Origin of the sequence: Streptomyces lacrimifluminis (assembly GCF_014646095.1) — a bacterium.
GTDB classification, from domain to species: domain Bacteria; phylum Actinomycetota; class Actinomycetes; order Streptomycetales; family Streptomycetaceae; genus Streptomyces; species Streptomyces lacrimifluminis.
Genome location: NZ_BMMU01000002.1, coordinates 515,832 through 538,265 on the forward strand (window position 1 = coordinate 515,832; position 22,434 = coordinate 538,265).

Consider the following 22,434-nt stretch of genomic DNA (forward strand, 5'->3'; position numbering starts at 1 on the left):
CGGAGTTAGTTGTGTGCACCTCGCACGAGTCCGGGCACGTGCCTGCCCTCGAAGCGCCCCAGGCGGGCGCCGGACGGCGTACCTTCCTGCGGGCGACCGCGCTGATCGGGGCGGCGGCGACCACGTCCGTCGCCCTGCCGACGGCCGCCGAGGCCCTGTCGGATCAGGCACGTTCGTCGTCGCGGCCCGACACCGAGAGCCGCCGGTTCACGCTCGCCGTGATGCCCGACACCCAGTACCTCTTCGACGGGCCGAGCATCGACAAGGCGCCCGTCGAGGCGTCACTGCGCTATCTGCTGGAGCACGGGCGGGACGAGAACATCGTGTTCCTGTCCCACCTGGGCGACCTCACCCAGAACGGCACCGCGCCGGAGGTCACCGCGATCGGTGAGGCGTTCCGGCTGCTGGACCGGAAGGGCGTCGGCTACAGCGTCCTGGCGGGCAACCACGACGTGAAGTCCTCCACCACCGACCAGCGGGGCGCCTCCCCGTACCTCGACGTGTTCGGGCCGAAGCGGTTCAAGGGGAAGAAGACCTTCGGCGGAGCGTCGGCCGACGGCTACAACACCTTCCACGTCTTCCGGGCGGCCGGGCGGGAGTGGCTGGTCCTGGCACTGGACTGGCGGCTGTCGGACAAGGGGTACGCGTGGGCGAAGGACGTCCTGGCGAAACACCCGACCCTGCCGGTGATCCTGACGACGCACGAACTGGTCGTCGAGGACGACTCCCTGTCGGCGTACGGGCAGCAGCTGTGGGACCGGCTGATCGCCGACCACGACCAGATTTTCCTCACCCTCAACGGGCACTACTGGCCCGCCGGCCGCGCGACGCGCAAGAACGCGGCAGGACATGAGGTCGAGCTTCATCTGACGAACTATCAGAACCGCTATTTCGGCGGCGCGGCGATGATCCGCCTCTACCGGTTCGACCTCGACCGCAACACCATCGACGTGGAGACGGTCTCCCCGTGGATCCTGGGCCGGACCGCGAAGGGGCTCAACGAGCTGGAGCGGCAGGAGATCGAACTCAGCGGAGAGGCCGACCGGTTCTCCGTCGACATCGACTTCGCGGAGCGCTTCGCCGGCTTCGCCCCGGTGCCCGCACGTCCCGCCCGCCCGGCGTCGAAGATGGTGATCCCGGGCACGGTGGCGTACTGGCGCTTCGACGGGCAGACCGACGGGGCCGCCCTCACCGGCACGGTCCGTGACCGGTCCGGCCGCGGCAACGATCTCGCGCTGGTGTCGGTCGGGGGCGCCACGCTGAACTGGTCGAGCGACCACCACCCGGACCAGCCGGGCCACGGCAGCCTGGACTTCAACGGCTTCAAGTCACCGCTCAAGGGCGCCTATCTGCGCACGGTCGACGACGCGCCTCTCAACTCGGCCACGTTCAGGGCCGGTTACACCATCGAGGCGTTCTACCGGCTGCCCGCCGACTGGGACCCCTCGCACCACGCCTGGGCCGGAGTGGTCAGCCGTACCGGTACGGGCGGCGCCGCGGGCAGGACCGGCGACGATCCGGACGAGCCGCTCGCCACGCTGTCCCTCTCCAACGACCGCGAGCCCCAGTGGGCCATGCGGCCCCTCAACCAGCAGGGCATCGCCACCAACTGGGGCCAGGAGACACCGCTGGAGACCTGGTGGCACCTGGCGGTCGTCAACGACGGCAGGCACACCACGCTGTACGTCCAGGGCTGCCCGGTCGTCCGCAACCCGACGGCGACCTCGACCGGCATCACCTCGGTCGGGCTGCCGTGGCTGCTCGGCGGCTACGAGTACGCGGGGAAGATCGACCAGATCCTGCACGCCCGCCTGGGCGACGTACGGATCGTCGAACGCGCCCTGCCCGTCAGCTCGTTCATGAACCACTGACCCACACCCGTCGGGCTCCGCCAAGCCTCCTGGACTCCACGACTCTCCAGATCCCAAGGAACCCACAGACCATGACAGAGCAACAGCTGCCCGCCTGGGCCGACCCCGCCGTCTCCCCGGCCGGCCTCGACGCGCAGGGTGTCTCGCGGCGTCAGCTCCTGCACCGGGCAGGCCTGTTCGGCGCCGTCTTCGCCGCCGGGTCGCTGGCGACGCCCGCCGCCGCAGCCGCCGGCCCGCGCCGGCTCGGCGGCAGCGACCCGCGTCTCGCCTACCTCGTCGGCGACCATCACATCCACACCGTGTACAGCCACGACGCCAAGTACACGTTCTCCCAACTGGCGGCGGCGGGCGAGAAGTTCGGCCTCGACTGGATGGTGTTCACCGAGCACTCCAACTTCGGGCACGCCCAGTACGGGGCCCCGCTGGAGCACGCCGAGATCCTCAGGGCACGGGCCGAGAACCCCCGTCAGCTGATCTTCCAGGGCCTGGAGTGGTACATCCCGGGTGCCGAGCACTGCACGGTCTTCTCACCGCCCGGCCGTCACGAGGTGGACCTGCTCACGAAGTTCGAGAGCGCCTACGACGGCAAGCTCCTCGGCTACACCGAGGGCTCGGCCGGCGCCGCGGACACCGCCCGCAACGAGGCACACGCCGTCAAGGCGATCAAGTGGCTGGCCGAGCAACGCCGCACCGGTTACGTCGACGACGTGCTGGTCCTCGCCAACCACCCGATGCGCCTGGGTATCGACTCCCCGCACGAGTTGCGCAACTGGCGGGACGCAGGGCGGGTTGGCGGGAAGGACGGGGACCCCGGGATCATGATCGGTATGGAGGGCGCGCCCGGCGCACAGGGTGCGGCCATCCCCGGCTGGCGCGGGGCCACCTCGGTCCGCGGCGAGTACGAGAACAAGCCCTCGGCGCAGTCCTGGCAGGGCTATCCGGCGGACGGGTACCTGACGTACGGCGGCTTCGACTGGGCGACCGCGACGGTCGGCGGGCTGTGGGACTCGATGCTGGCGGAAGGCAGCCTGTTCTCGATCACCACGAACTCCGACGCGCACCGGATCGTCTTCGACACCTGGAAGAACGGCGACTGGCCGGCCGGGAAGAACTTCGACAACACCGGCAGGCTGCCCGACCCGGTGAACACCGACACGCCGCAGCCCGGCAGCGACTTCTGGCCCGGCCAGTTCAGCCGCACCCACGTGGGCGTCACGCGCTACGGCTACCGCGCGGTGATGGACGGTATGCGCGCGGGCCGGATCTGGCTGGACCACGGGCATCTGCTGGACGGGCTCGACGTACGGCTGACGCGTGACTGCGACGTCGGCCGGGGTGTCACGCTGGGTGGCCGGCTCCGGGTCCGCAGGGGCGAGAAGCTCACGCTGAACATCACCGTGACCACCGCCTCCCGTCTCAACCCCCAGGGAATCCTGCCCGAGTTGGCGCACGTCGACGTGATCCGGGGAGCGGTGCGCGGCCCGGTCGCCGACCGGGACACCTGGAAGGCGCCGGACACGAAGGTCGTGAAGTCGAAGGACGTCACGGGGCGCACGGGGACGTACACCCTGCGCGTGCCGCTGACCGCCGGCGCCGAGTCGTTCTACGTCCGGCTGCGCGGCAGCGACGGCAACCGGCACGGCCCCGGATACCTCGGCGCCTCCATCGACCCGCACGGGCCGATCACTCACGCGCCCGGAAACGGTGACCCGTGGGCCGATACGTGGTTCTATTCCAACCCGGTGTTCGTCGACGTCGTGGGTGGCTGACTGATGAAGCGTCAACTTCTGTCCCTCAGCGCGTTATTAGGTCTGTCCGGGGCGCTGGTGTTCGGCGGTGGCGGAACAGCGTCCGCCGCCGACGCGCAGTGGACGGAGACGGGCTCGGCCCAGGTCGACACCCTGGGCAGCGGTCAGGGGCCGGCCTCCCGTGCGGACGGCACGCTCCTGTACCGGGGCCTCGCCTCCATCCCGCTGGACCTGCGCATCGCCGGCTGGAACCACATCGGTGACCCGGACATCGCGAACGGGTACGTGTTCGACGCCTACCAGGGTCCGGACACGGCGACGTCGAAGATGTTCGCGGTCACCACCCCGGCGGGGCAGCGGTACCAGTACGTGCACCGGCTCGACCCGGGCGAGAAGCTGAACAACTCCTTCGCCACCGTCTCGCCCGACAACCAGTGGCTGGTCTCGGGCGAGTGGGGCGACCAGTCCCGCCTGCAGGTGTTCCCGGCCCCGCTCCTCAACGCGTCCACCCCCGCCACGGGCGGCGCGCTGGCGCAGGCCGGGCAGATCACGCTGGACAGGACCGTCCGGGACGTCCAGGGCTGCGACTTCGTCACCGCGACCCGGCTGCTGTGCGCCTCGGACGACGACTCGGGCACCCTGTTCCCCCAGGTCCGGCCGCTCCTCCAGGTCGATCTGGAACGCGCGGTGGACGGGAAACAGGTCACGGGCCACGTCACGAGCCTGTTCGCCCTCCCCCAGCGCAGCACCTGCTCGGGGACGGCGTACGAGGCGGAGGGCGTCGACTACGACACGAACACCGGCACCCTGCGCGCCGAGGTCATCCAGCCGGGCATCTGCGCACTGGCGACCACCGTCTACGCGTACCGGCAGGTCACGGGCTGACGGACTGATCGTCGGGGCGTACCGTGGGCCGCGTGACCACCGAGGAGTCGCTGCGGCCGCAGTCCCTGATGCTGACGTTCCTGGGCGACCAGGTTCTCGGGCGCGACGTCTGTGTGTACTCGGGCAGTGTCATCGACGTGTTCGCGCGGGCGGGCGTCGGCGAGCAGGCGACCCGTTCGACGCTGACCCGGATGGTGAGCCGTGGTCTGTTGCGCCGCCAACGCGAGGGCCGCCGGATGTACTTCGGGCTGACCGGGCGTTCGGCCGCCGTGCTGGCGGACGGTGAGCGGCGCATCTGGCACACCGGCGCGGTCAACCGGCACTGGGACGGCACCTGGACCCTGCTCGGTTTCTCCCTCCCGGAGTCCTGGCAGCGTCAACGCCACGATCTGCGCTCCAAGTTGACGTGGAGCGGGTTCGGCCCGCTGTTCAGCGGCCTGTGGATCGCGCCGGGCGAGGTCGACGTCTCCGCCCTGCTGGCCGAACTCGGCCTGTCCGCCCATGTGAAGGTGTTCCGGGCGCACGCCGACGCGGGCATGGACATCGGCGAGATGATCGAGGAGAGCTGGGAACTGGCCGAACTGGCCGCGCGGTACGGGGCGTTCACGCGGCGGTGGCAGCCCTGGGAGACGGAGCTGCCGGCGGCGGACGACTCGCTCTCCCTGCGCCTCGTGCTGCAGGCCGAGTGGTTGGGGGTCATTCGCCGCGATCCGCGCCTCCCGGTCGCGCATCTCCCGGGCGACTGGCCGGCGGAACAGGCCGAGAAGACGTTCCGGGCGGTGCACGAACGGCTCACACCGCTCGCCCGGGAAGCCTCGGAACGCCTTCTCGACCTCGTGCCCGTACGCAAGGACGCCGACGAGGACGCGGATGCGGATGCGGATGCGGATCAGCCGTAGAAACGGGACAGGCTCTGCAGCACCGCCGCCGGCTTCGGGGCGCCCTCGATCTCGATCGTGCCGTCGACGGTGATCTGCACCCCGCCCGGCACCTCCTCGACGTCGGCCAGCCTGCCGACCAGCCGGATCTTCGAGCCGACCTTCACGGGCGAGGGGAAACGCACCTTGTTGAGGCCGTAGTTGACCTTCGTGGTGACGCCCTGGACGTCCAGCAGTTCGGTGAAGAGCGGGATGAAGAGGGAGAGGGTGAGGTATCCGTGGGCGATCGGGGCGCCGAAGGGTCCCTCGGCGGCCTTCTCCGGGTCCACGTGGATCCACTGGTGGTCGCCGGTCGCGTCGGCGAAGGTGTTGATGCGCTCCTGCGTGACCTCGATCCACTCACTGGTGCCCAGGTCGCTGCCGGCGAGCTTCTTGAGTTCGTCGATGCCGTTGACCGTGATGCTCATGTCGTGTTCCTTAACTGGGAGTCGGGCGGGAAGCAGATGGGTGCCGGAGCGGGCTACGAACCCGCGCCGAAGGCCTTGCGCACCCGGGCCTTGAGGAGCTTTCCGGAGGCGGTGCGCGGGAGTTCGTCCGCGATGACGACCGACTTCGGGATCTTGTACTTGGCAAGCCGGCCGGACAGTGAGGCCAATACCTCGTCCGCGTCCAGGGCCGCGCCCTCGCGGGGCACGACGACCGCGCGCGGTACCTCGCCCCACTTCTCGTCGGCGACGCCGATGACCGCGCACTCGACGATGTCGGGGTGGGCCAGGAGGAGGTCCTCGATCTCGGCGGGGTAGATGTTCTCCCCGCCCGAGATGATCATGTCCTTGATCCGGTCGACGACGAAGACGTACCCGTCCTCGTCGATCCGGGCGGCGTCCCCGCTGCGGAACCAGCCGTCCGTGAAGGAGGCGGCCGTCTCCTCGGGCAGCCCCCAGTAGCCCGGCATGACATGCGGACCGTGGACCACGATCTCGCCGGGCTCGCCGACCTCCGCGAGAGTCAGGTCCGGGCGTACCACCCGTACATCGCTGAAGAAGTGCGGTACGCCCGCCGAGCCGGCCTTGCTGACCGCGTGCTCGGCGTCCAGGAACAGGGTGCCGGGCGAGGCCTCGGTCATGCCGTAGCCCTGGAGGAAGGTGAGCCCGCGTTCCTGGAAGCGCGCGATGAGCGGGGTCGGCACCGGCGAGCCGCCGCAGGAGAGCATGCGCAGCGACGACAGGTCGGCGTCGGCCCAGCGCGGGTGTCTGGCCACCTGGTCGAACATGGTCGGCACGCCGAACATGAAGGTGATCCGGTGCTGTTCGATCAGGTCGAAGGTGGCCTCCGGGACGAAGGACTCGACCAGGACGCACGCACCGCCCTTGAGCAGCACGGGCAGGGTGAGCATGTTCAGCCCGGCCGTGTGGAACAACGGGGCGGAGACCAGGGCGCGTTCGTCGGTGATGACGTCCTGGTCGACGAGCACGTTGACGGCGTTCCAGGTGAGGTTGCCGTGCGTGAGCATGGCGCCCTTGGGGCGGCCCGTCGTGCCCGAGGTGTACATGATGATGCAGGTGTCGTCGGCGGTGACCGGCGCGTCGATCGGCTCGGCGGAGGAACCGGCGAGCGCCTCCTCGTACTCGGCGCCGACCTCGACGTACGTCCGCACGTCCGTGTTGCCGGGCAGTCCGGCGACGAGGCCGGCGTGCGAGGGGCCGTAGACGAGGGCCTTGGTGCCGGAGTCGGCGAGCTGGTAGGCGATCTCCGGGCCGGCGAGGCGGGTGTTGAGCGGCACGAAGACCGCGCCGAGGGTGCCCGCCGCGAACAGTGTCTCCAGGTAGGAGGGGTGGTTCGGGCCGAGATAGGCGATCCGGTCGCCGCGGCGCACACCCCGGTCGCGCAGGGCGTGCGCGAGCCGGGTGGTGCGCTCGTACAGCTGTGCGTAGGTGAGCGTGGTGTCACCGTGGATCAGGGCGGTGCGTTGGGGGGTCTTGCGGGCCCGGCGGGCGGGCCAAGACCCCAGTCCCTCGTTGCGCATCGTTGCGCCCCTCTACGAGTTACGAGACATGGGACAGGACTTATGGCTTCGTGAGTCCGAGCAGCCGGGCCGCGTTCTCCTTGAGGATCTTCGGCCTGACCTCGTCCTTGATCGGCAGCTTCTCGAAGTCGGCGAGCCAGCGGTCCGGGGTCAGCACCGGGTAGTCCGAGCCGAACAGGACCTTGTCCTTGAGCAGCGTGTTCGCGTACTGGACCAGCTGCGGCGGGAAGTACTTCGGCGACCAGCCGGACAGGTCGATGTGCACACCGGGCTTGTGCGTCGCGACGGCGAGCGCCTCGTCCTGCCAGGGGAACGACGGGTGCGCCAGGATGATCTTCATCTGCGGAAAGTCGGCGGACACGTCGTCGATGTGCAGCGGGTTCGAGTACTTGAGCCGGATCCCGCCGCCACCGGGGACTCCGGCACCGATGCCGGTCTGGCCGGTGTGGAAGAGCGCGATCGTGCCGGTCTCCTCGATCACCTCGTAGAGCTCGTAGGCGACCGAGCGGTCGTTGGGGAAGAAGCCCTGGATGCTGGGGTGGAACTTGAAGCCCCTGACCCCGTACTCCTCGACCAGTCGGCGGGCCTGCTTGACGCCCGCCCTGCCCCGGAAGGGGTCGATGGAGGCGAAGGGGATCAGCACGTCCGGGTTGGCCGCGGCGGCCTCGGCGACCTCCTCGTTCGGGACGGGCGCGGTGCCGGTCGCGGACTCGGCGTCCACCGTGAAGATGACGGCGGCCATCTTCCGCTCGCGGTAGTACGCGGCGGTCTCCTCCAGGGTCGGCTTCCGCTTGCCCTCGACCTTGAAGTAGGCCGACGAGGCGTCGTGGAGGTCGTCGTCCAGGGACGAGGTGCCCTTGGAGGAGATCTCGGCGTGGGTGTGGACGTCGATCGCGACGAGTTCCTCGACGTTGAGGTGCGCCATGGTTACGCCTCCGGGAACTTGGGGGCGGGGATGCCCACCGACTGGAGCTCGGCGCCGACCGAGGTGGACCAGGCGTCGGCCAGGGTCTCGGGGGTCCAGCCGCCGTCCGCGTACGCCGCCCTGACCTCCTGCGGATGCGACCAGAGTGCCACCTTGTCGCCGCCGATGCCGATGGCCTGGCCGGTGATGCCCCGGGCGGCCTCGGAGGCGAGGAAGGGGACGAGGGCGGCGCAGTCCTCGGGGGTACCGAAGCCCTCGCCCTTGCGCAGGAAGGCCGGGAACGGCTCGCCGTTCTTCAGGGCCTCGATGTACGGGGCGAAGGCGGGGATCGTCTCGGTCATGGCGGTGGCGGCCACCGGCACGATCGCGTTGACGGTGATGTTCGCCCGGCCCAGCTCCATCGACCAGGTACGGGCGAAGGCGGCGATGCCGGCCTTGGCGGCGGCGTAGTTCGTCTGCCCGAAGTTGCCGCGCTGGCCGGCCGGGGAGCCGACCAGGATCAGCGTGCCGCCCTCGCCCTGCTCGCGCATGCGTACGGCGGCGGCGCGGGCGCAGGTGAAGGTGCCCTTGAGGTGGGTGGAGATCACCGCGTCGAAGTCGTCGTCGGTCATCTTCCACAGCACCTTGTCGCGCAGGATGCCCGCGTTGGTGACCAGGATGTCGAGCCGGCCGAACTCCTCCACCGCACGGTTCACGAGCCGCTCGGCGGCCTCCGTCGTGCCGACCGGGACCACCTCGGCCACGGCGGTGCCGCCCGCCGCGGTGATGGACTTCACGGCCTGCTCGGCCACGGTCTCGTCGATGTCGTTGACGACCACGGAGGCGCCGGCGGCGGCGAGAGCGTGCGCGTAGGCGAGGCCGAGGCCACGGCCACTGCCGGTGACGACGGCGACCTTGCCGGTCAGATCGATGCTGGGCACGAGGGGGGTCCCTTTCACGAGACGACGGCTCACGAGACAGCGGCCCACAGGACGACTGCCGCTGGATCGAAGCTAAGAGCAATAATTGTTGACGTCAATAGTTGTTGCCATCAGATGCGTGCGCCATGCTGGAATCGGCAACACGGAACCGCCCCACCCGGGGCCTCGACGAGGGAGCACGCCATCGCCCGCCAGCAGGACGTCCAGAACCCCGCCCCGATCGACGCCCACGAGCCCTGGATGCGCGGCCTGCACGCGGACACCGGCTACCTCCTGTACCGGCTGGGCCTGCGCTCCGGCCAGTTGTTCAACACCTTCCTCCAGGAATCGGGGCTGCGACTGCGCCACTACGCGGTACTGCGCTTCCTGGCCACCTCCAGGGGTGCGCTCCAGCGCGAACTGAGCACGTCGCTCGGATACGACCCGAGCGCGATCGTCGGCCTGGTCGACGACCTGGAGAAGCTCGGCTTCGCCGAACGCCGCCCCTCCCCCGACGACCGCCGCAGCCGGCTCGTCGCCCTGACCGCGAACGGCCGCGCCTTCCTCCGCGACACCGACGAGGCCGGCCAGCGCGTGACCAACGAACTGCTTGCCCCGCTCGACGCGACCGAGAGGGAGTCCCTGCACACACTCCTCCAGCGGATCACGGAGGACGGACGCACCTGATATTGGGCATGTTCTTGACTGCCGTTCCATTGATGCCTAACTTCACCCGGGCACCGGTGCAGTCCCCTCACCGGTGACGTCCCCCACGACATCGGCATCAGGGAGCTCCCCGTGCAGCCATCCCGCTCGTCCTCCGACGCCGCCCCCCAACTCGCGCCGGACACAAAGGAGTTGCGCCGCGTCGCACTCTCCGGACTGCTCGGCACCACCGTCGAGTTCTACGACTTCCTCGTGTACGGCACGGTCGCCGCGCTCGTCTTCGGCGAGCTGTTCTTCCCCCAGGCCGACCCCGCGGTCGGCACCATCGCCGCCTTCGGCACCTTCGCCGCCGGCTATGTCGCCCGGCCGCTCGGCGGCATCGTCTTCGGCCACTTCGGCGACCGGCTCGGCCGCAAGTCGATGATGCTGCTGACGATGACCCTGATGGGCTGCGGCAGCTTCCTCATCGGGCTGTTGCCGACGTACGACGCGATCGGCGTCTGGGCCCCGGTTCTGCTGGTCGTCCTCCGTGTCGTCCAGGGCCTCGCGATCGGCGGCGAGTGGGGCGGCGCGACCCTGATGGTCGTCGAGCACGCCGAACGCACCCAGGGTTCCCGGCGCGGCCTGTGGTCCAGCTTCACGCAGCTCGGCGCCCCGCTCGGCTCCGTGATCTCTGCCGGAGTGGTCACCCTCGTCTCCACGCTGCCCGACGACCAGTTCCGCTCCTGGGGCTGGCGCGTACCGTTCCTGCTCAGTTTCGTCCTGCTCGGCGTCGGTCTGTTCATCCGGCTGCGGGTCGCGGAGAGCCCGCTGTTCGTGGAGGGCAAGCGGGAGACCTCCGCCAAGCCGCCGATCATCGAGGTGCTGCGCCGCCCCAAGCCGGTGCTGCTCGCCTGCTGCGTCGGCATCGGAGCCTTCACCGCGCAGTCACTGCTGACCGGCTTCATGATCTCCTACGCCACCGACAACGGGTACAGCGGGCCACAGGTACTCAGCGCCGTGACCATCGCCTCCTGCGTGGCGCTCGTCGTCCTGCCCGCCGCCTCCGCGCTCACCGACCACGTCGGCCGCCGCCCGGTGGTCCTCGCCGGTGCCGTCACCTCGGCCGCGCTCGCCTTTCCCGTGCTGTGGCTGGTCGACTCCGGCTCGCCCGGCCTGCTGATCCTCGCCCTCGTTCTCGGTCACGGCATCGCCCAGTCCACGATGTACGGGCCGCTGGGCGCCCTGTTCTCCGAGATGTTCGGCACCAGGGTGCGCTACACGGGCGCCTCGCTCGGCTACCAGGCGGCGACCCTGGTCGGTGCCGGCTTCTCGCCGCTGATCGCGACCAGCCTGCTCGCCTCGAACGGCGGCGGAAGTACCCCCGTGTCGCTGCTGCTGTGCGGCGGCGCGCTGATCACCGCGGTCACCGTGTGGCGGATGCCCGAGACACACACCGACACACTCGGCCCCTCCGCCCTCTTCCAGGAAACCCCGGCTCGTGAGGGGATCCGCCCGTGAACTCGCGCACTCCCGTCGCGGACACGGGCGGCCCGCACACGCGGCTGCCGCACCGGTCCTCGGTATACAAGGACGTGACGTCCACACCCCGGGGAGCTGCCCGCCCATGACCACCCGCTCCGCGCCCGACCGGCTGCTGTCCGTGCTCAGCGCCTTCGACCACGAGCATCCGGCGCTGTCCCTCACGGACATCAGCCGTCGGGCCGGGCTGACCCTCACCACCACGCACCGTCTCGTGGGCGCCCTCGCCCGCTGGGGCGCCCTGGAGCGGGACGAGGCCGGCGTCTACCACGTAGGTCTCAGACTCTGGGAGGTCGCGGCGCTCGCCCCGCGCGGGCTGGCGCTGCGGCAGATCGCGCTGCCGTATCTGGAGGACCTGTACGAAGCCACGCACGAGAACGTGCAGTTGGCGGTACGGGACGGCGGTGAGGTCGTCTACATCGAGTGGCTGTCGGGCCGTTCGGCGGTCGGGGTGCACATCCGGGTCGGCGCCCGCTGGCCGCTGCACGCCACGGGTGTCGGCCTCGCCCTCCTCGCCCACGGCGACCCGGCGGCCCAACAGCACTACTGCGAGGGCCCGTTGACCGCCTTTACCCCGCACACGATCACCGATCCGGCCCAGTTGCGCCGTGTCCTGGCCGAAGTCCGGCGCACGGGCGTGGCGGTGAGCAGCCGTCAGGTCACCGACGACGCCCTGTCCGTGGCAGCCCCGGTGCACGGCCCGGGTGGCACGGTGATCGCCGCGGTGTCGGTCGTGGTGCCCCAGGCGGACGCCCAGGTACCGGTGCTGGTGCCCGCGGTGCGACTGGCGGCGCGGGGCATCTCACGGGCACTGGGCTGGCGCCCTTGAGGGGGGGCGCAGCCCCCGACAGGGGCGCGGGGAACTGCGCGACAAGCCCTGCCGCCCCGCTGGTGGCGGCCGGCGACTCGCTCCTGGCCCCCACGGTACGCGCCGCCTGGTCGCGGACCCGTCCGCAGCCGCCGCGCGAAGGCCACCGCCAAGCCAATTCCGCAGCGTCTGGAGGTCGTCACCGGCCGCGAGGAGGAGACGCTGCGGCTGCTGGCGCGCGGCCTGTCGAACGCGGAGATCGCCACGGCACTGTTCGTGAGCGAACACACCGTCAAGACACATGTGAGCAACGTACTGAGCACACCGGGGCTCAGGGACCGGGTACAGGCGGGTGATCTGCGCGTACGAGACGGGGTTGGTGACGCCAGAGACGCTCTGCCAGCACGTCGCCTCACGGGCTGACAACAACTCCCTTATCAGCGTGAACCGGCCCGCAGCGGGCCGAAGTCGCGCTAACGTCCCCCGCGTGACGATCAGACGATCCGCTCTTCTCATCGGGGTGGCTGACACCCCGCGTGCCGCGTCGAGGTTCGGTTCCCTCGCGGAGCCGGTGGCGCGCGATCTCGAAGCGATGAGTACACAGCTTGCCGCGTCAGGGTACTCCGTCCGCACCCTGGGGCGGGGCGACGACGGCCCCGTGGAACGGAACGACATCACCACCGCACTGGAACAGGCGGCTCAGGAGGAGTGCGAGCTGCTGCTCGTGTACTTCACGGGGCACGGGGTGCATGTCAGGGACACCGACTATCTGGTTCCCGGGGACGCGCTCGCTCCGGAGCAGGGGCAGCCGTGGTCGAAGGCACAGACCGACTCACTGTTACCCGTCGACGTGACGTCGTACCTGGCCGGGTGCAGAGCCGAGTCGGTCGTCTACGTGGTGGACGCGTGCCGCAACAGCGGTCCCGATGACGTGTCGGCAGGTTTCGGGGCCCCCACCGTCCATGCCCCGTCGAAGCGGCTGGCGCTGCTCGTCGGCTGTGGCAGGGGGCAGCGGTGCCACTACGACGACTCCGGGAGCTACTTCACGCGGGCGCTCGCGGAGGTTCTTGACCCCTACGCCCCGAAGCAGTCCCTCGAAAAGGTCTTCCGCGAGGCCAAGCACAACACCACCGCCTACGCGCAACGGGCGGGCGAGCAGCAGCCTCACATGAGCTGCGCACCCCGCGACGAAGAGCTGTCTGACTTCCAGGACCTGTGCGAGGGCACGGAGATCCCGCTGCTGTGGCGCGAGGAGGCGGAGAAGTCCTCGCTGTGGGCCGCCCGACGGGGCGAGGAGGGGCAGGACTCCGCCATGCGGAAGCGAGTCGCCGCGTTCGCACACGAGTGCGCCGTCTCCGTCCTGAAGGACCGACCCCGCTTCGACGATCCCTGGAGCGATCCCAACCTGCCGACCCGGACGGTGAACCGGGTGCTGCCGGAGCTGCTGCGCGGCGATGCCGACCGTTCCCCGATGGAGACCGGCCTCCTGGTGGGGCTGCCGTTCCTGCGGGAGGCCATGTGGGCCCGCAAGCTCAGCCGGCTGTACGAGGCCGAGCCGTTCGACCTCGACCCGGTGCCCGGGGACGCGCCCCTTTCGAAGATCCGCGCCGACCTGCAGTACGTCCACGAGAGTCACCCGCAACTGCTGCGCAAGGCCCGCGGGCACAGCCGACGGGACGAGACCGAGGCCCACCGGGCGCTGGCGGCGTGGCTGGCCCACCGCTGGGTGGCCGAGCAGCTCATCGATCCACCGGACTCCGGCGGCCGGGAACTGATCGGCCGGCTCGCCACCGCGCTGCTCGGTCCGGGGCAGGAACACGGGGACCGGGCGGAGGAGTTCCGCTGGTTGCTGGAGAACGGTATGCAGCTCCTCGCCGACGAGCCGGTCGATCTGCCCGCGTACAACAGGCATTTCCGCAAGGCACCCCCAGAGCTGACGACCTCCGAAGGCCCCCAGCCCGTGCGCTGGTGGGGCGTGCTGAGTCTGGTACGGCTCGCCGGGCTCCTCGCGGCGGACGTACGGCAGTTCCCCGACGTACTGCCCGATCATGTGGGGGTGGCGGACCCGCTCCTTCCCGCCGAGATCGTGGAGACACTTCAGTCCGAATGGCGATGGGCCCCTGAGGAGGACGGCCTGGACCTGAATCTGGTGTGTCCACACCCCGCCCTCCACGAAGGCCTCACCGACCTCGCGCGGCGCGCGGAAGCCGTGCTGCGCTCCCTTCGCGCCACTCAGGTTCAGCTCCGGGACGGCCTGCCGGGCAAGTGGCCGAGCGCGATCACCACCCACCAGCTGCGCCCCTCGATCCGGCGGCCGTCCACGGACCCGCTGTACTCCACGCCGCTGTTGCGTTTCGAGCTGGCGCAGGACGAGATCCGCGAGCTGCTGATGGGCCATCAGCTGTACGGCGACCGGTCGCTGGCCGTACGGGAGCTGTACCAGAACGCCGCCGACGCGTGCCGCTACCGCGAACTGAGACGGAAGTACCTCGATCTCAAGGGTGGTGCCCCGCACCAGAAGCCGGCGGAGATCCGGATCACCCAGGGCCGCGAACCGTCCGGCCGAGCCTACATCGAGTGCCGTGACAACGGAGTCGGCATGGGCCGGACCCAGTTGGAGCAGACGTTCAGCCGGGCGGGCCGCCGATTCTCCCAGACCCGTGCTTTCCGGCAGGAACAGGCACGCTGGCTGGAGCAGGATCCGGAACTGCGGCTGTATCCCTACAGCCGGTTCGGCATCGGTGTCCTCAGCTATTTCATGATCGCCGACGAGGTCACCCTGGTGACCCGGGAGGTGGACGCGGAGGGTCACCCCGTCCAGGACCCGCTCGTCGTCAACATCTCCAGCAGCAGCGGTCTGTTCCGCATTCGCCGGTACGAGGGCGACGACGATCCGATGCGAGAGGGCGGTACCCGGGTCCGGCTGATGCTGAGCGAGCCCGAGGGTGACGAGGACCAGGTGTCCGCGTTCGACGTACTCAGAGATCAAGTGCGTTGGAACGAGTACGAGTTGGTACTCACCGAGGACAGCGGCAGGAATCCTGAAATCTGGAGTGCCGGGGAACTGCGGCACCCGGTGAGCGGGGACGCCTCCGGCCATGTGGATCCACTCAACGCGCGTGGCCCCGTCTGGTGGGTGGCGGACAACGGCATGGTGCTCGCCGACGGCATCGTCACGTCGGAGGAACCCTTCGGCTATGTCGTCAATCTGACGGGCCCGCAAGCTCCGCAGCTCAGCGTGAACCGCAACAGTCTGCTGAGCTGGAACGAGGACTGGGCCACGGAGCAGGTACGCCGAGCCGCCGCGGACCTGCCGGGGTGGGTGGGGCTGGACCTGGAGTGGCTGTGGCGCCTGGAGAACAACGACGTCGAACTGGCCCGCGCGATTGCCGCCGAACTGGCCGGGAAGGGGCTCAGTCTCCCCGCCCGCCGCTCCTCCTCGCACCACTGGCCGGACGTCTTCCTGGACTCCGTCGGCTGGTTTCCCGACGACTCCATGCTCCTGGCTCACGAACCCGGCGACAGACGGGCACGCCTGCGCCTCAACAACGTCAGAGACTCTCCCACCGTGGCCTGGCGACTCGCGGTCCTGCGCAGCCAGGGCCTGAAGCTGAGTGTCGAAGACCCGGGCGTCATGCCCAAGGACGTGACGGGGTATCCCGTTCCGCGGCCGGGCGACAGCGTCCTGCTCAACCGGGCCACCGGCAGTCCGCGCAATCTGGTGACGTACTCGTTCGACAACGACCGGTCCGTCGCCGAGGCACTCCGTGAACTGCGGCGGTTCGCGTTGGTCGGCCCCGGCATCAGAGTTCACCCCGTCACGGCCGAAGGAACCCCCGAGCTGGACATCGTTCCGGACCGTGTCGACATGGACCTGGTCAACTGGATGCGCGACTGGTCGAAGCCGGACCGGGCCGGGCGCCAGCCCGCCGCAGGCGCTCTCCTCTCCATCTCGGCCGCCAGCCGCGTGAAGGTGGGCCAACTGCTGGAGCGCTGCCGTCGGTTCGCGCCGCTGGGCCTGGAAGTGCCCATCGTGCCCGCCGACCGAATCGCCGATCATGTCGCGACGATCAGAGATGCCGAGCTGCTGGCCGGGTGGACCGAGAACGAGCACGCGTACTGTCCCCACGGCCTGCCCAGGAACGTCCTGCCGGTCCACATCGCCCGGCTCGCGGACCGGCTTCGTCTCACCAGTGCCGAGGTGCTTGCCGAACTGCGGGACTGGGAATTCCTCGGCTACCGGCTCCCCTCCGAAGCACAACTGCTGTCCGCCGCCCCCACGTCCGACCAGTGGGACCGGTTCAGTAAGCTCTGGGACCCGCGCAGAGAAATCCCTGATCCCACTCTCCGGGACCTGCTGGTCGAGGCCACGCAGCAGGAGATGACCATCGACGCCTACCTGCGCTCGGTCGGGGATCTCGCCGGGCAGGCCGGGGTCCAACTGCCGGAGATACACCCGCGTTCCGACGGCCTTCCGCGCCTGGAGCAGGACGACCTGAAGCTGCTCGTCCGGCGCGGGACGAGCCGCGAGCTGCTGCCCGGACAGTCGATCCCCATCGACTTCCTGGCCTCCTGTTACATCCGCAGCAAAACGGCGCCGGGCCTCGGGGCGGACCTGGACTACGAAGAGTGGGACGTCGTCGACTCCCGCGTACGGCGCGTGGCGGCGCTCGGAATGACCGTCCCCACGAACCTCGATCCGCTGCGGCGCTGGATGGATCTCCCTCCTCGCGACCGGGTCGCTCTCTTCGTCGGCAGCCTCGATCCGGACGTCCCCTGGACGACGGCCACCCTCGTCCATGCGGCGGGTGAACTCGGAGAGTCCCTGAAGCGGTGTGCTCGGCGGCTGGCCGTTCACGAGTCCACGTTCGGCAAGAAGGTGCCGGCCCTTCCCGAAGAGGCTCTCTCCTTCAAGCCCAGCGGAGCCGAAGCCACCCTGATGACGAAACTGCACGGCAGGGGGATGGCCGAGCCGATCCAGGTCTCCTGGATCGAGATCACACCGTTCCACCTCGCCCGCTACGCCCACGAGGCCGCCCTCACCATCATCGAGGCACTCGACCAACTCGCCCCGTACCGTGCGCTCGGCGCCCTGGTTCCCGAGCTCACCGACGACCAGGCCGCGTTGATGGCCAAACTCAGACCCGACCAACACGATCTGCTCGCCCTGTCCGAGCGTATGGCCCTCGGCAGCCCGCGTGAGGCCTCTCCCTTTAAGCCTCTGGAGCTGGTGGCCGTGGCAGGCCGCCTGGGCCGACCGGTCCGGGCGGTGTACGAACGGCTGCGCCTCTACGAACCCCTTGGCGTCACCCTGGACGTGCCCCATGCTCCGAACACTCTTCCCCTCTGGCAGGATCTTGTCCTCCTCAGCGAAGGCCTCAATGGCCAGGAACCGGCTCTGCACGGCGCCGTCTCCGCGGCGCAGGTCGAGGCACTGGCCCGTGAACTGGACACCACCAGCCACTGGGTGACAGAGCGCCTGAGCCTCTACGCGGGCATGTTCCAGCTGCACGTCACACCGACCGAGAGCACCACCGACTCGAACGAACCCCAGGAGCAAGAGACTTGAGCACGCCCTCCCACCAGCATGACCTGGAGTACCAGCAGGTCCCCCTCGGCGCCGTGGACACCCCGTTCCAGGTCAGCGCGGATGCCGAGGGAGTGACGGTCACGGGTTCCTGCCCCCGCTGCCACGGCCACTCCACCACCACGATTCCCAGGGGGATGGCGGGTACGAAGGGGTTGTTCCCCTGGTCCAAGGCCAAGCCGCCGTCCGAGGCCGAGCAGGCCGCGCTGGTGGTCTCCGAGACGTTCTTCTGCGAATGCGGTTTCGCACATGCCGACCAGCCGGAGATCCTCTTCTTCGTGGGCTGCGGCGCGCAGTGGGAGCTGAAGCCGAACTCCGGGAGTACACCGTGAACCAGCGCCCCCTGAGCCCCGGTCTCGTCCGCCGCTGGACCGAGCTGGGCCGTGAACTCGAGTTCAGCCAGCTCGAACTGCTCCGCAAGCAGGCGGAGGGCTGGCGCAACGGCCTGATCGGGCTCACCGCCCTGATCACGGTCCTCGCTGCACTGAAGGGCCGCGACGACCTGTCCAAACTGCCTTCGCCCTGGCAGACCGTCGCGTCCTCGCTGCTGGGTACCGCTTTCCTGCTCCTCGTCGTTGGCACACTGCTCGCCGTCCGCGCCTCTTTCGGCAAGCCCGGCGAGGAAACCTTCATCTACGGGCGTTCCCTGCGCTCATGGACTCTTACGGAGGTCGGCCGCGTACGCCGGGCGATCTACCTCAGCGTGACCGCCTTCGCCCTCGGCATGACCCTGGTTGCCGCCGCCGTAGGCGTCTCCTGGACCCACACCGAGGACCCCGCCACCGACCTCGTCAAAGTCGCCACCACCACAGGAGACTTCTGCGGACAGCTCGTCTCCTACGCCCCCTCGAACGTCACCCTTCTCCCCACCACCGGCGACACCACCAAACCCCTCGTCCTCCGCACCGCCGACGTTCGGAAGATCACCCCGGCGACCGCCTGCTGACCCCTACGCGGCGGCCACTCCCCCGACGACCGACAATGCTCCTCCCCCGCACGAGCGAGCCCTCAGAACCCCTCCCCCGGTGATCCGCCCGCCCCCCTTCATCTGGTCGGTGCTGATCCCGCTGCGAACCATCGCCACGACCCTGCTCAGCCTCGGCGCCGCGCCGGTGTGGTGGTCTGGGTGTTCCAGGAGGGGCATCTGGCGGGTCTCCTCGGCTCCGAGGAACTGGGCTCGCTCAGCCTGCGGCGCACCCCGGAGGCCGACTCCACCTCCGGCGCCGGAATGCCGGTGCCGGTCAACTTCACGGAGGCGGTCACCGACCGGGCCGCGGTGCAGCGGGCGATCACCGTGACCGCCGAGCCGGCCGTCGAGGTGGTCGGGCACTGGTTCAGCGACACCCGGCTCGACTTCCGGCCGGAGACGTACTGGGCCGTCGGCACGAAGATCACCCTCGGACTGCGTCTCAAGGACGTCAAGGGCGCGGACGGTGTCTACGGCACCCCAGTCCAAGGACGTCACCTTCCACATCGGCCGCGAGCAGATCAGCACGGTCGACCTGGCGGCGAAGACCATGACCGTACGGCGGGACGGTGCGACCACGGCCACCTATCCCGTCTCCGGCGACGATGCCGAGCACACCACCTGGTCCGGGATCATGGTGATCAGCGAGCGGTTCAAGCAGACTCGGATGGAGTCCTCGACGGTAGGACTCGGTGACGAGTACGACATCTCCGACGTCCCGCACGCCCAGCTCCTGACCACCTCCGGCACCTTCGTGCACAGCAACTACTGGACCTCGGCCGCAGTGTTCGGCGACAGCAACACCAGCCACGGCTGTGTCGGCCTGCACGACACGAAGGGCGCGAACGACACCTCCGTACAGGGCTACAGGTTCTACGACAGCTCCATGCTCGGGGACGTCGTCATCGTCGAGAACTCGGACGAGGAGACGGCCGCAACGGGCCGCAACCTCTCCTGGGCGGTCTGGAAGTCGGGCAGCGCGCTCTGCGCCCTCTTCGGCGCTATCACATTCATGTCTTCATCGGGTGAACTCACCTGTGCCGGAGGGAAATTCTGGGTTTCACCTCTTGACGGCCGGAGCCACCGGGAGCACATTGGGCCCACTTTGAGAGCGCTCTCAACCGCCCTCGAAGGCACCCCCGCACCCCCACCCCGTACCCGAAGAGGCACCCATGAGGGACACTTCAGGCACTTCGCCCACTTCAGGCCCGCCCGTCGGACGCGGCCCCCTCCGTCGCGTGCTCGTCGCCGTAGGCGCCGTCCTCAGCCTCGCGGCAGCCGCCGTGTCGGTGGCACAGGCGGACGCGCCGACGCCGCCGACCGGCTGGACCCAGGTCTTCCTCGACGACTTCAACGGCACCGCTGGGACCGGCGTCAACACCGCCAACTGGCAGTACGCGACCGGGACTTCGTATCCCGGCGGCCCCGCCAACTGGGGCACCGGCGAGATCGAGACGATGACGAACAGCACCACCAACGTCTCGCTCGACGGCAGCGGCAACCTTCGGATCACCCCGGTGCGCAACTCCGCCGGCAACTGGACCTCGGGCCGCATCGAGACCAACCGCACCGACTTCCAGCCCCCGGCCGGCGGCAAGCTGCGCGTCGAGGCCCGCCTCCAGGTGCCGAACGTCACCGGCGCGTCCGCCCTCGGCTACTGGCCCGCCTTCTGGATGCTCGGGGCGCCCTACCGGGGCAACTACCAGAACTGGCCGAGCGTCGGCGAGATCGACATCATGGAGAACACCCAGGGCCTCAACACCATCTGGGGCACCCTGCACTGCGGCACCAGCCCGGGCGGTCCCTGCAACGAGACGACCGGCCTCGGCGGTACCACCAGCTGCACCGGCACCACCTGTCAGGCCGGTTTCCACACCTACCGCATGGAGTGGGACCGTTCGGTGAGCCCGGAGGCGATCCGTTTCTACGTCGACGGCACCAACTACCACACGGTGACCGCGAACCAGGTCGACGCGACGACCTGGGCCAACGCCACGAACCACGGCTTCTTCATCATCCTGAACGTGGCGATGGGCGGCGCCTTCCCGGCGGCGTTCGGCGGCGGCCCGGACGCGAACACGGTCTCCGGGCGCCCGATGGTCGTCGACTATGTGCAGGTGCTCCAGTCGACAACCGGCGGCGGCACGACCACACCCCCGCCGACCGGGACCCGGGACGCGTACAGCGCCATCCAGGCCGAGTCGCACAACAGCCAGTCGGGCACCAGCACGGAGACCACCACCGACACCGGCGGCGGACAGAACATCGGCTCGCTCGCCAATGGCGACTGGGCGCTGTACCAGAACGTCAACTTCGGCTCCACGGCCGCCACCCAGTTCGTCGGCAGGGTCGCGAGCGGGGCCGGCTCGGGCGTGAGCGGACTGGTCGAGGTACGCCTCGACAGCCGTACGAGCACACCGATCGGCAGCTTCTCGATCGGCAGCACGGGCGGCTGGCAGAGCTGGCGGACGGTTCCGGCGAACATCAGCTCCGTCACCGGCACCCATGACGTCTATCTGACCTTCACCAGCGGTCAGGCGCAGGACTTCGTCAACGTGAACTGGTTCAACTTCGGCCGCTGAGGCGGTCGTCGGCAGTAAGCAGTCAGGCAGTCGCTGTACGAGCTTTCACCGAGGGGCGGACCGACAGGTCCGCCCCTCGCCCTTCTCCCGAAGCACTCCCCTCAGCGCAGCTCCGCCCGGAACGCCACCGGCGTGGTCCCCGTGTGCAGGTGGAAGAACTTGGAGAAGTTCGCCGCGTCCGGGAATCCGACAGCGGCCCCGACGCGCCCGATCGGCAGGGACGTGTGCGCGAGCAGACGCTTGGCCTCCAGGATCACGCGCTTGTCGATGAACCCCTTGGGCGTCTCACCGGTCGCCGCGCGCACCGCGCGGACGAGGGTGCGACGGGAGTAACCGAGGGCGTCCGCGTACGCGCTGACGCTGTGACTGGTGGCGAAGCCCTGCTCCACCGCGTCCCTGAAAAGCGTGAACGTGGTGTCGGTCCGGCCTCCCGCCGCCTCCGCCGAACTCGTCGCGAGGTGGGACAGACGCAGCAGGAACGCGGTGAGGGAGTGGCGCAGTACCGAGGTGTGCAGGCCGATCGGAAGAGTCGCCGTGTCCTCGTACTCGCGGCCCAGCTGGGCCAGGGCCGCCCGCAGACCGGCGAGTTGGGGAGCGTCCGGGCGCAGCAGCGGGGGCAGGTCGTAGTGGTAGAGGCCGGTCGCCTCGACCGTGGCCCGGGGCAGGAAACCGGGTTGCATGGTGAGGACGGTGCCGCGGTACTCGGTGGTGCGGGAGAAGCGGTGGACCTGGCCGGGGCGGATCCACAGGAGGTCGCCCGCTGTCGCCCGGTATTCGGCGAAGTCGACCATGTGGGTCACCGGGCCGTCGTCGAACAGCATCACGATGTGGAAGTCGATGCGGTGGACGCGTTCCAGCGGGGCGTCCTCGTGCCAGGTGCGGTCGGGTGACATCGCGCCGACCTGCATACCTACACCCAGGACGCTCAGATCGACCGGGAAGGGAAACGTCCTGATGCCGTCTCCGTCGCGCAGGGTGTCGTGGCTGGTGTTTTGGATGATGTCTCGGGTGGTGTCTTGGGTGGTTCTGTCCGCCATGTCCTTCTCTTGCCGTCCGGTCCCCGCCGTCCGT

The 22,434-nt window shown here is 69.6% G+C and carries 16 protein-coding genes and 2 pseudogenes; 13 read left to right on the forward strand and 5 right to left on the reverse strand.

The annotated features are described in order from the left end of the window. The first annotated feature begins 11 nt into the window (after positions 1 to 11). From IEY89_RS05315 to IEY89_RS05330, 4 genes are all read left to right on the forward strand, one after another. Positions 12 to 1,871, forward strand: a complete 1,860-nt coding sequence (locus IEY89_RS05315) for a LamG-like jellyroll fold domain-containing protein (RefSeq protein WP_189146064.1) — start codon at positions 12 to 14, stop codon at positions 1,869 to 1,871. A gap of 71 nt (positions 1,872 to 1,942) precedes the next feature. Beyond that, on the forward strand, positions 1,943 to 3,640 hold the full coding sequence (locus IEY89_RS05320; RefSeq protein ID WP_189146065.1) for a PHP domain-containing protein: 1,698 nt from the start codon (positions 1,943 to 1,945) through the stop codon (positions 3,638 to 3,640). A 3-nt stretch (positions 3,641 to 3,643) separates the two neighbouring features. Beyond that, complete coding sequence (locus IEY89_RS05325) at positions 3,644 to 4,504, forward strand: hypothetical protein (protein ID WP_189146066.1); 861 nt, start codon at positions 3,644 to 3,646, stop codon at positions 4,502 to 4,504. A gap of 32 nt (positions 4,505 to 4,536) precedes the next feature. Beyond that, positions 4,537 to 5,403 carry a PaaX family transcriptional regulator gene (locus tag IEY89_RS05330; protein WP_229695058.1) on the forward strand — a complete coding sequence of 289 codons (867 nt, stop codon included), beginning with the start codon at positions 4,537 to 4,539 and terminating at the stop codon, positions 5,401 to 5,403. On the opposite strand, the gene IEY89_RS05335 is transcribed toward IEY89_RS05330, so the two are convergent. From IEY89_RS05335 to IEY89_RS05350, 4 genes are read right to left on the reverse strand one after another with little or no spacing between them, the layout of a single operon-like run. Next, complete coding sequence (locus IEY89_RS05335) at positions 5,394 to 5,849, reverse strand: MaoC family dehydratase (protein WP_189146067.1); 456 nt, start codon at positions 5,847 to 5,849, stop codon at positions 5,394 to 5,396. The genes IEY89_RS05330 and IEY89_RS05335 overlap by 10 nt on opposite strands. A gap of 53 nt (positions 5,850 to 5,902) precedes the next feature. After that, the gene (menE, locus tag IEY89_RS05340; RefSeq protein WP_189146068.1) at positions 5,903 to 7,408 is read right to left on the reverse strand and encodes an o-succinylbenzoate--CoA ligase; all 1,506 of its coding nucleotides are present in this window, start codon (positions 7,406 to 7,408) and stop codon (positions 5,903 to 5,905) included. Positions 7,409 to 7,448: 40 nt separating this feature from the next. Beyond that, positions 7,449 to 8,333, reverse strand: a complete 885-nt coding sequence (locus tag IEY89_RS05345) for an amidohydrolase family protein (protein ID WP_189146069.1) — start codon at positions 8,331 to 8,333, stop codon at positions 7,449 to 7,451. A gap of 2 nt (positions 8,334 to 8,335) precedes the next feature. Beyond that, on the reverse strand, positions 8,336 to 9,253 hold the full coding sequence (locus tag IEY89_RS05350) for an SDR family NAD(P)-dependent oxidoreductase (RefSeq protein ID WP_308437418.1): 918 nt from the start codon (positions 9,251 to 9,253) through the stop codon (positions 8,336 to 8,338). Positions 9,254 to 9,367: 114 nt separating this feature from the next. On the opposite strand from IEY89_RS05350, the gene IEY89_RS05355 reads away from it, so the two are divergent. The 9 genes and pseudogenes from IEY89_RS05355 (at position 9,368) to IEY89_RS05395 (ending at position 21,363) form a co-directional block, all read left to right on the forward strand. Then, a complete protein-coding gene (locus IEY89_RS05355; RefSeq protein ID WP_373287195.1) occupies positions 9,368 to 9,919 on the forward strand; it encodes a MarR family winged helix-turn-helix transcriptional regulator in 552 nt (183 codons plus the stop codon). Positions 9,920 to 10,030: 111 nt separating this feature from the next. Further along, entirely contained in the window at positions 10,031 to 11,398 is a 1,368-nt protein-coding gene (locus IEY89_RS05360; RefSeq protein ID WP_189146070.1) for an MFS transporter, read from the forward strand. A 106-nt stretch (positions 11,399 to 11,504) separates the two neighbouring features. After that, positions 11,505 to 12,248: an IclR family transcriptional regulator gene (locus IEY89_RS05365; RefSeq protein ID WP_189146071.1), complete on the forward strand. Its 744-nt coding sequence runs from the start codon at positions 11,505 to 11,507 to the stop codon at positions 12,246 to 12,248. Between the two features lie 50 nt (positions 12,249 to 12,298). Next, positions 12,299 to 12,615: pseudogene (locus IEY89_RS05370) on the forward strand (response regulator transcription factor); the annotation flags it as partial. Positions 12,616 to 12,714: 99 nt separating this feature from the next. Continuing rightward, positions 12,715 to 17,796 (forward strand): wHTH domain-containing protein, encoded by a 5,082-nt coding sequence (locus tag IEY89_RS40435; RefSeq protein WP_229695066.1) that lies wholly within the window; start codon positions 12,715 to 12,717, stop codon positions 17,794 to 17,796. Beyond that, positions 17,793 to 18,146 (forward strand): hypothetical protein, encoded by a 354-nt coding sequence (locus tag IEY89_RS05380; protein ID WP_189146072.1) that lies wholly within the window; start codon positions 17,793 to 17,795, stop codon positions 18,144 to 18,146. The genes IEY89_RS40435 and IEY89_RS05380 overlap by 4 nt, the downstream gene beginning before the upstream one ends. After that, positions 18,143 to 18,760 (forward strand): hypothetical protein, encoded by a 618-nt coding sequence (locus IEY89_RS05385; RefSeq protein WP_189146073.1) that lies wholly within the window; start codon positions 18,143 to 18,145, stop codon positions 18,758 to 18,760. The genes IEY89_RS05380 and IEY89_RS05385 overlap by 4 nt, the downstream gene beginning before the upstream one ends. A gap of 249 nt (positions 18,761 to 19,009) precedes the next feature. Next, a pseudogene (locus IEY89_RS05390) lies at positions 19,010 to 19,766 on the forward strand (L,D-transpeptidase); the annotation flags it as partial. 187 nt (positions 19,767 to 19,953) lie between these two features. Further along, a complete protein-coding gene (locus IEY89_RS05395; RefSeq protein WP_189146074.1) occupies positions 19,954 to 21,363 on the forward strand; it encodes a glycoside hydrolase family 16 protein in 1,410 nt (469 codons plus the stop codon). Between the two features lie 101 nt (positions 21,364 to 21,464). Here IEY89_RS05395 and IEY89_RS05400 read toward each other — a convergent pair whose 3' ends face one another. Beyond that, complete coding sequence (locus IEY89_RS05400; RefSeq protein ID WP_229695059.1) at positions 21,465 to 22,400, reverse strand: helix-turn-helix domain-containing protein; 936 nt, start codon at positions 22,398 to 22,400, stop codon at positions 21,465 to 21,467. Between the last annotated feature and the right edge of the window lie 34 nt (positions 22,401 to 22,434).